This window comes from Candidatus Binataceae bacterium (genome assembly GCA_036495685.1).
Lineage (GTDB): Bacteria > Desulfobacterota > Binatia > Binatales > Binataceae > JAFAHS01.
This window is the reverse complement of sequence record DASXMJ010000033.1, coordinates 1-8598: the sequence shown is the minus strand read 5'-3', so window position 1 is coordinate 8598 and position 8598 is coordinate 1. Positions and strand designations below refer to the sequence as shown.

General features: G+C 59.0%; 7 protein-coding genes. 5 read left to right on the top strand and 2 right to left on the bottom strand.

Going from position 1 to position 8598, the window contains the following annotated elements; translation table 11 throughout:
• On the top strand, nucleotides 1-650 hold a 650-nt coding region (locus VGI36_03620), incomplete at its 5' end, for a choice-of-anchor D domain-containing protein (GenBank protein ID HEY2484207.1).
• A gap of 23 nt (nucleotides 651-673) precedes the next feature.
• On the opposite strand, the gene VGI36_03615 is transcribed toward VGI36_03620, so the two are convergent.
• Entirely contained in the window at nucleotides 674-3010 is a 2337-nt protein-coding gene (locus VGI36_03615; GenBank protein HEY2484206.1) for a transferrin receptor-like dimerization domain-containing protein, read from the bottom strand.
• Between the two features lie 584 nt (nucleotides 3011-3594).
• Between VGI36_03615 and VGI36_03610 the strand changes: the two genes are divergently transcribed.
• The 4 genes from VGI36_03610 (at nucleotide 3595) to VGI36_03595 (ending at nucleotide 8134) form a co-directional block, all read left to right on the top strand.
• Nucleotides 3595-4824, top strand: coding sequence for an amidohydrolase family protein (locus tag VGI36_03610; protein ID HEY2484205.1), 1230 nt, complete (start codon nucleotides 3595-3597; stop codon nucleotides 4822-4824).
• Between the two features lie 579 nt (nucleotides 4825-5403).
• Nucleotides 5404-6054 (top strand): MarC family protein, encoded by a 651-nt coding sequence (locus VGI36_03605; protein ID HEY2484204.1) that lies wholly within the window; start codon nucleotides 5404-5406, stop codon nucleotides 6052-6054.
• A gap of 88 nt (nucleotides 6055-6142) precedes the next feature.
• A complete protein-coding gene (locus tag VGI36_03600) occupies nucleotides 6143-7537 on the top strand; it encodes a glutamate decarboxylase (protein HEY2484203.1) in 1395 nt (464 codons plus the stop codon).
• A gap of 258 nt (nucleotides 7538-7795) precedes the next feature.
• Nucleotides 7796-8134 carry a hypothetical protein gene (locus tag VGI36_03595; protein HEY2484202.1) on the top strand — a complete coding sequence of 113 codons (339 nt, stop codon included), beginning with the start codon at nucleotides 7796-7798 and terminating at the stop codon, nucleotides 8132-8134.
• Nucleotides 8135-8399: 265 nt separating this feature from the next.
• Here the strand turns inward: VGI36_03595 and VGI36_03590 are convergent.
• Nucleotides 8400-8598: hypothetical protein (locus VGI36_03590; GenBank protein ID HEY2484201.1), on the bottom strand; the 199-nt coding region annotated here is incomplete at its 5' end.

The window sequence follows — 8598 nt, the reverse complement described above, 5'->3', positions numbered from 1 at the left end:
AGTCGGGCGGCAAGGTCGGTTCAATCAATCCCAAGGTTTACGCTCTGGCCAGCGCGGGGCAGGCGGCCGCCGGGTTCCATGACATCACCACCGGCAACAACACCTTCAACGGGGTGACAGGATTCAGCGCCGGTCCGGGTTATGACCAGGCCACGGGTTGGGGCAGTGTCGACATCAACCAATTCGTCACCGCGATGGCTGCGGCTGCAACCGGAACTCCGACGCCAACGCCGGCGACGCCAACGCCAGCCGCGACACCGACGCCTGCACCTACTCCGGCTCCGATACCAACGCCCGTACCTACTCCGACTCCAACCCCCAAGGTGTCCGCGTCCGTGGGGCTGTCCCAGGGTGCGCTGAACTTCGGCAAAGTTAAGGTGGGAAAGAGCAAGACCAAGGTAATGACCTTGACCAATACCGCTAAGAAAAAAGGTGGAGCGACGATTACTTTCAACGGAGGATCGATTGCGGGATCGAGCGAGTTTGGAGGCTCCACCAATTGTACCGGTTTGGTAGGGCCCAAGGGGAAGTGCAAGGCTATGGTTTTATTCGCTCCCACCTCGGCTGGAGGGGCGAGCGCAACAATCACTGTCAACAGCAATGCGAGCAACAGTCCCACAAGTTTTTTGGTGACCGGAACCGGGAAATGAAGTGAGTTACGGGCCGGGTCGTGCTACTTGCCGTTGAGAATGATGGTTACTTGATCGAGACGGTCGCTGTAGGCATTTAGAGCGTTCGCCGTGAGTTCGGCGTAACGCGGGGCGTCGGACCAGCGGCGCTCTTCGATTGCCTCACGGACGCCGGGCAGGGTCTTGGCTTCATAACCTGTATCGCGGCCCGGCGCATAAATTAGATTCTTGTTCCAGGTCCTTCCCGGGAGACCCACGGCGGGCGCTAACGTCTGGTCGATGTCCAGCATCAGGACTTGGACGCGGGCCAGTTGAGTGGGGGACAGGTGCGGGCCGTTCTTCGCAAGCGCGTCGTCGTAGGCCTTGGCGCGGCGCTTCAGACGATCTACCGCGTCCTCAAGTGACGCAACCTCAGTGTGGGGGACCGAATCGAGCGCAGCAGGCACACCGCTTGATTTCGTGGGATCGGCTGCAAGCTGGAAGGCTCGATCGCGGAGCAGCCCAGCTTGCGCCTCGGCTTGTTCTCGTTCCTCGTCAGCGAGCTTCTTGACCTGGTCGAGATACTCAGAAATCGCGTTGGCAAGACCACCCGCGTTTTGGACAGGAAGTTCGGAGTCAGCGACGCGCTCCACCATTCGACCGATCGTCTTGGCCAACAACGCGTCATAAATGAAACCCGGGTCAACGAAGCGACTGTGATGCTCGAAGGTGTCGTAACGGGAGTGATAGACGCCGCTGGAACGGCCCTCCTCGGCGAAACCGACGTTCAACGCGGGGACGCCAAGGTGATCGAGAAAAACCGAAAAATCGGAGCCCGAGCCCAGCGCCTCAATTGGGAAATCCTTGCCCGGGTCCGCCGCGATCTTGGCCTCGGCCTTGATGTGCTCCGGAGCGGTCGGTGCCAGCGCAGCTATGCGAATTTTTGCGCGCAGGCGCTGGCCGATCGGGACTCCGGTCTCAGGATCGATTACTTCGCCGGCGACTTCGTTGACCAGGTGCTGAAAGTCGTGGCTCCCGCCGACTTCCAGGAAGCCTCGTTCGTTGGCATCGGAGTTTATGTACAGCACCACTTTCTGCTTCAGTTCAGCGGCGTGGGCCTCGCCCCACTCAGTCGAGCCCATGAGCATGGGTTCCTCCCCATCCCAGCTCGCGTAGACAAGAGTGCGCTTGGGATGCCAACCCCGCGCGGCGAGCCCGCCGAACGCCTTGGCCTCCGCAAGCAGCGCGACCTGACCTGACAACGGATCGCTGGCTCCGAAAACCCAGCCGTCGTGATGATTGCCGCGGACCACCCACTGATCCGGCCAGGTCGAGCCCTTCATCATCGCTATGACGTCGTATATCGGATGAAGCTGCCAATCGGACTTGACTGCCAGATGCACTGGCGCCGTGCCCGGTCCGACGTGATAGGTAATCGGCAGTGCACCACGCCACGGTGCGGGAGCGACCGGTCCTCCGAGCGAAGCCAGCAAGACCTGCGCATCGGCGTATGAGATAGGAATGGTTGGAATCTTGACGATCGTGGGTGCATTGGCTATCGGCAGGCGCTTCGCGTCACTGGTGGCCGCAATTCCCGGCGTCAGCGGATCGCCTGGATAGAGACTCATGTCGATGACTGAGCCGCGCTGAATGCCCCCAGGAGGGCGCATCGGACCGCCGGGATAGGTGTCGTCGATCGAGTAGCCGTCCTGTGCCGGGTCTGAATAGATGATACATCCAATCGCGCCGTGCTCCTGGGCAAGTCTGGGCTTCAACCCGCGCCATCCGGAGCCGTAGCGTGCGATAACGATCTTCCCCTTTACACTGCCGCCGAGCCGCTCGAGCATCTTGTAATCGTCGACCATCCCGTAGTTAACGTAGATGAGACCCGCGGTTACGTCACCGTCGCGCGCATAAGCGAGGTACGCTGGCAGAGCTGGATCGGTCGCGGTCGAGCTCGAATCGCCGGGGATGGGTGGTTCCTGCAACGTGGCGGTGAATTTATGCGGGCCGAGAAGTTCCAGGGTCTCGCGTACTGGCTTCGGATAGAGCACCGAGAAAGTCTCGATGTGTGCCTCCCATCCCCAGCTTTTAAACCAGTCCAGGATCTGATCGGCATTGGCCTTGTCGTGGGGCGACGAGACATGGTTTGGTTCGGCAGCGAGCAACTTCATCCAGGCGCGCAATTCTTCGGGATGAATGAGCGCGTCGAAGTTATGTTCGAAGGCCGCCTCATCAGGCGCGGCGGGCGAGGGTCCGCCGAAGCCCGGACTCGCGCAGAAAAAGCTCACCGCAGCGGCCGCTACGACGAGATTCTTAAGGCGCCGTACTCTACAACAACTTCTCAGTGTCCAGGTTCGTAGATATTCATCCGTATGCTTTGAGTTGGTCTCTGGCCTCATCTTACTCAGCTATCCTCGGTGACCGCGGATCGAGAACTTCCAAAAACGTCCGGCGAGTTCTTTGGGTTTGGTTATCACTAACGCCTTGGACCTTTTGGCGCCAATGAACACGGTTTGCAACTCAAATCGCTCAAAGTAATATCGACACGTAAAACGAGATCAGACCACTGGCGGACAGCACCACTTAGACTCCTGACGAAGAAAGGCGATCTTCAATGATTCCGGCCGAGGAATGCCGGGACCGGTCCTGTTCGAGGTGCGGCTGTGAAAATTCACCGGGAGTGAATCCTCCAGAGAGTGCGCCACAAGGCTGGCGCGTGTCTGCTTGGCCCTCGACAGCCAGGCCCGGAAATCTCGCCCCCTGTCAAAGTCCGAGAGACGTGCAGCCGTGGAACGCTAGGTGAGGAGGCGGTCATCGCGTTTTGCGCAGAGCTCAAAGGATCGGAGGATGTTGATGGAGAGTCTCGACCCGCACGAGGTGCGCCGCTCGCCGAAATCTGCTGTGGCTCACAGAACACTTCGACACCGATGACCCACGGATGCAAAGGCGTGCTCGAAGGGCTAATCACTTAAGGGGAAACCAAATGACTATCGTTATCAAGGCAGCTCGCATTTTCGACGGCAGGTCCGAAGGCCTTCTGCGCAATTCGAGCGTTGTAGTGGAAGGCGACCGGATCGCTGGCCTCACCGCCACGGCACGCGCACCTTCGGGTGCGGAATCGATCGACTTGGGCGACGTGACGCTCTCCCCTGGTTTCATTGACGCACATACTCACCTGACCGTTGCTGCGGAGCCATACGATCAATTTTTTATCAATCAGCTCCGGCAGCACGTGGCGGAAAGAGCCTACCTGGCCGCACTCAACGCCCGGATAACCCTGGAGGCGGGTTTCACTACCGTACGCGATGTCGGGTGCATTCCCGGTAGCAACTTCGTCGATGTGAGTTTGCGCAATGCGATAGCGAAAAGACTGGTTCCGGGCCCACGAATGCTGGCCGCGCGTAACTTGATCGGGGCAACAGGAGGCCACTGCGACTTCACCGGAGGCTTAAGCTTCCGCGCTACCGGCAGAGAGTTGGATTATACCGACGGGGTTGCTGATGGCCCCTCTGCTTTGCGCCAGGCGGTGCGATTCAACGTCAAACACGGCGCCGACCTAATCAAGTTCTGCGCGTCAGGCGGGGTTCTCTCGTTGGCTGACGAGGTCGATACTCCCCAACTCACGCTTGAGGAAATGGCCGCCGTCGTCGACGAGGCTCATCGGCTTCGAAAAAGGGTCGCAGTGCACTGCCACGGAGATCGCGCGGCAAAGGAAGCGATCTTGGCCGGCGTGGAGTCGATCGAGCACGGTTCGTTTTTGCAAGATGACACTTTGAATACCATGAAGAGCAAGGGCACCTATCTGGTTCCAACCTTGTTCGCATTGGAATGGCTAACCGGTGGGCGAACCCGACTCCCTCCCGCGGTTGAGATCAAGGCACTGGCAGCGAAGGCATCGCATTCGAAAGTGTTCCGGAGGGCCGTAGAACTCGGAGTGAAAATCGGTTATGGGACCGACGCCTCAGTCTTTCCTCATGGAATGAACGCGAAAGACTTCGCGATCATGGTCAGATTGGGAATGAGTCCGGCCGCCGCACTCAGGACTGCCACCTCGGTGAACGCGGAACTGTTGGGGGTGGAGAACCTTCTTGGCACCCTTGAGGAGGGTAAGGTGGCCGACATTGTCGCCATGCCGGGCGACGCGATCGACGATATTACGGCGACGGAGCGCGTCAGTTTCGTCATGAAGGAGGGCCTTGTAATAAAGAGCTAGGGCGACCGGCTCTCAACCAGGCAAAGGCAGCGGTTGAAGGATTATCGAACCCCAGTTCCATAGGCCACCAATCTATCGTCGCTCGAAGCATGACCAAGCCAACGGTCTGTAGGAGAACGAACCAGACGACCCGGCCCACGGTTGGGCTACTCTCTGCGTTGGCGTGGTATTTGGGATTTTGAGGTCACATTTCGTTACCACGACCCGCAGATTGATGTCGGCACCTTGAAGGTGGAACCCCTGGGGACGGCAGGCGTTATCAGCTACGCTCCATCATTTTTGTGGGGGTGACCTGTTCCAATCGGTCGTGGGCACTGGGACTTCGAACCACTCTTGGCAGAGTCATAGTTGCGGAGCGTAAATCACCAGTTGGGAACCTCTTGGCTGCCATGGAGCACTGCTCTAAATACTGTCGGAAATGTCAGCCCCACGTAGTAATCATCGCTGGTCGGCGGCGGACAGGGTTGGTTCCAACTTCCGGTCGGAGGCTCCGAGCTCAAAACTCTTGAGAGCATACCAGCTCCCCTTCCTACGCGACCGGGATAGTTTGCTTATGCCGCAAAAAACCATGGAGATGCGATGGCAGATGTAAACACCATGGTCAGCGCGTTTCTTCTCTTTTATGCTGGATTGTTTCCGATCGTTAACCCTATCGGCGGTGCGCCGATCTTCCTGGGCCTGACGCGCCACTGCACGGACGAACAGCGCAACGCGCTCGCCCTGCGCGTGACGATCAATTGTTTTTTTCTGTTGCTTGGATCGATGCTGATTGGTTCCTACGTGCTCGACTTCTTCGGTATTACCTTACCGATCGTCCGCATCGCTGGTGGACTCGTGGTGACTGTTACTGGCTGGAACCTTCTTCAGGAAGGAGACGACGAAGACCGGCAGAGCGAGAAAGCCGTCCGGCCAAACGACTCTTTCTATCCTTTGACGATGCCGTTAACCGTTGGGCCCGGATCGATCGCGGTCGCGATTACCCTCGGCAGCCAGCGGCCTCGGATAGCTGACCTGGTCAGCGTAGCGACGCTCGGAGGTGCCGCAGTCGCGGGGGTAGTCGCCATAGCCGCCACGATCTATTTCTGCTACCGGTTCGCGGAGCGGACCGTGAGCGTGCTCGGGGAAGATGGGACCGCCGTTCTGGTCCGACTATCCGCATTCATCCTGATGTGCATCGGAATCGAAATCATCTGGAATGGCTATAGCGCGCTTGCCAATATCGGCCGGTAACTCGGCGCTGCCCGTAATACTGCCGAAGCGCAGATCTGGCGTCAGGTGAGTTGTCCTGTCGAGTTGAGACCGAATTGGAGGAAGCATCATGTCACTTCACAGAAAGTCTGTCACTCGGGGACGAGCCCTGGACGTTATCTACGCCTCTGGCGATCTGACCACCGCTATCCCCAAATACAAGATTCCCCGCCAGGAACATTCGCCGCGCACTGCCTACGCCCTGATCCACGACGAGCTGCTGCTCGACGGCAATTCGCGCCAGAATCTTGCAACCTTTTGTACCACCTGGATCGAGCCCGAAGTGCAGGCCTTGATGAGCGAATGTATCGACAAAAATATGTGCGACAAAGACGAGTACCCGCAGACGGCCGAGATCGAGTCCCGCTGCGTTCATATTCTGGCAGACCTGTGGAACTCACCCGATGCTGCCAATACGATCGGCTGCTCAACCACCGGCTCCAGTGAAGCCGCGATGCTTGGGGGTCTTGCAGCCAAATGGCGCTGGCGCGCGAAGAGGCGCGCGCAAGGCAAGCCCACCGATCGGCCCAACCTGGTCTGTGGGCCGGTGCAGATATGCTGGCACAAGTTCGGTCGCTACTTCGACGTTGAGGTGCGCGAGGTCCCGCTGAGCGGCGACCGCCTGATGATGCACCCGGAGCAAGCGCTGGCTCACTGCGATGAAAATACGATCATGGTCGTCCCCACGCTGGGCCTCACCATGACCTGCCAGTACGAACCGGTGGACGCGATCGCGCGAGCGCTCGACGAATTCGAGCAGCGCACCGGACTCGATATTCCACTCCACATTGATGCGGCCAGCGGCGGGTTTCTGGCCCCTTTTTGTCAACCTAACCTGGTCTGGGATTTTCGTCTGCCGCGAGTCAAATCGATCAATACCTCAGGACACAAATTCGGTCTTGCTCCTCTGGGGGTGGGTTGGGTGGTGTGGCGGGATCACGCGGACTTGCCCGAGGAGTTGATTTTCCGCGTGAACTACCTGGGCGGTGACATGCCGACCTTCGCCTTGAACTTTTCGCGCCCCGCCGGCCAAATCGTCTGCCAGTACTACAACTTCTTACGCCTGGGGTTTGAAGGATACCGGAAGGTTCAGGATGCGTGTTATCGAACCGCGCAACATCTTGCTGCTGAAGTTGGCAAGATGGGACCGTTCCGAATCATCCACGATGGGAACGGCGGCTTGCCTGCAGTGTGCTGGACGTTTCGCGAAGAACATCAGCACAACTACAGTCTCTACGATCTTTCAGACCGCCTCCGCGCCCGCGGATGGCAGGTGCCTGCATATTCGCTCCCGCCCAATTGCCAAGATCTGGTGGTCCAGCGGGTCCTGGTCCGCCACGGCGTTAGCCGCGACCTCGCCGACATCTTGATCGACGACATTCACCGCTCACTCTCGCTTCTGGAAAAGCATCCGGTCGCACCCCCGCTCACAGAAAACGAGGCCGGCGGCTACAACCACAACTGAAAACGAAGGCACTCGTGCGTTAAAGCGCGGCGCCACCATTAGCAAAGATGGGCTGCCTTCCCACCATGAGCAGGCGCCTAGGGTGCGCTTGGGGAAAAGGTCGGATAGCTGCGGAGGGTCCCAGAGTTCGCCGCCTGGCGTAAAAAACATGTGGAATGGGGACTTTCCCGTCGCGACCGTGGTGCCGACAGTCATGACCTCAACTCTCATCTTCAGCTTCTCCAAGGCCATCTTTATAGCTTGGGGGATGTTTCTCACGTGGCGCCACATCGAACTATCGCACGAATTCTCACTGGCAGTGCTGGTGGGTTTCCTCTTACTACACTCGCCTGCGTGCTCGCCTTTTTGCTCCTGCAACTGCGCGGCTTTACCAACACCACCACCCAGATCCTTAGACGTCTTCCGATTCCCAAGCGATGGATAGTGCGCCTAAAGCGCCTGAGCCCGGCCGTCGATGCGGAAATGGCCGCGCTCTATCGCTCGCGTCCGCGGGACCTCGCGCTAGCTGTTTGCTCGCATCAGATCGCCTTTCTGTGCGGCGTTCTGCAGGTCCTCTTCTTGTTGCGACGCCTCGGCTTACCGCACAGCTTCACATAATCAGCCTTGCAATTGAATCGTTGGTTATGCTCCTTGGCTTCGTGACTTTCATCGTGCCCAGCGTGCTTGGCGTGCAGGAGGGAGCAAAGCTTCTGATATTCACGGCACTCGGCCTGCCCGCAGCTGCGGGTCTTACCGCGGGATCGCGTTCCGCCTCACTTCCGTCGTCGACAATGCCGCCGCCCTGCTGGCGCTCGCAGCCCTAAAAGGACGAGAAAAGCCCGCTTTGGTTCCGGCACGCAGCTTGGTCACTAGCGACTAGTCGCTAGTGAGAAACCGGGCGGCCGAGTGCTCTCGAGAGGACCCACCCTCCGTGGATGGCAGCCGTGATTCCGGCCCACACCACCGCCAGAAAAAACGCGTAGTTTGGAAATCCGAGGAAAAAACCCACCAGAAACAGCCAGCTGTAGATGTTGCGTCGCCCGGCGATGAGACGAAAGCGCGCCAGAAACGGACTGGCGTTG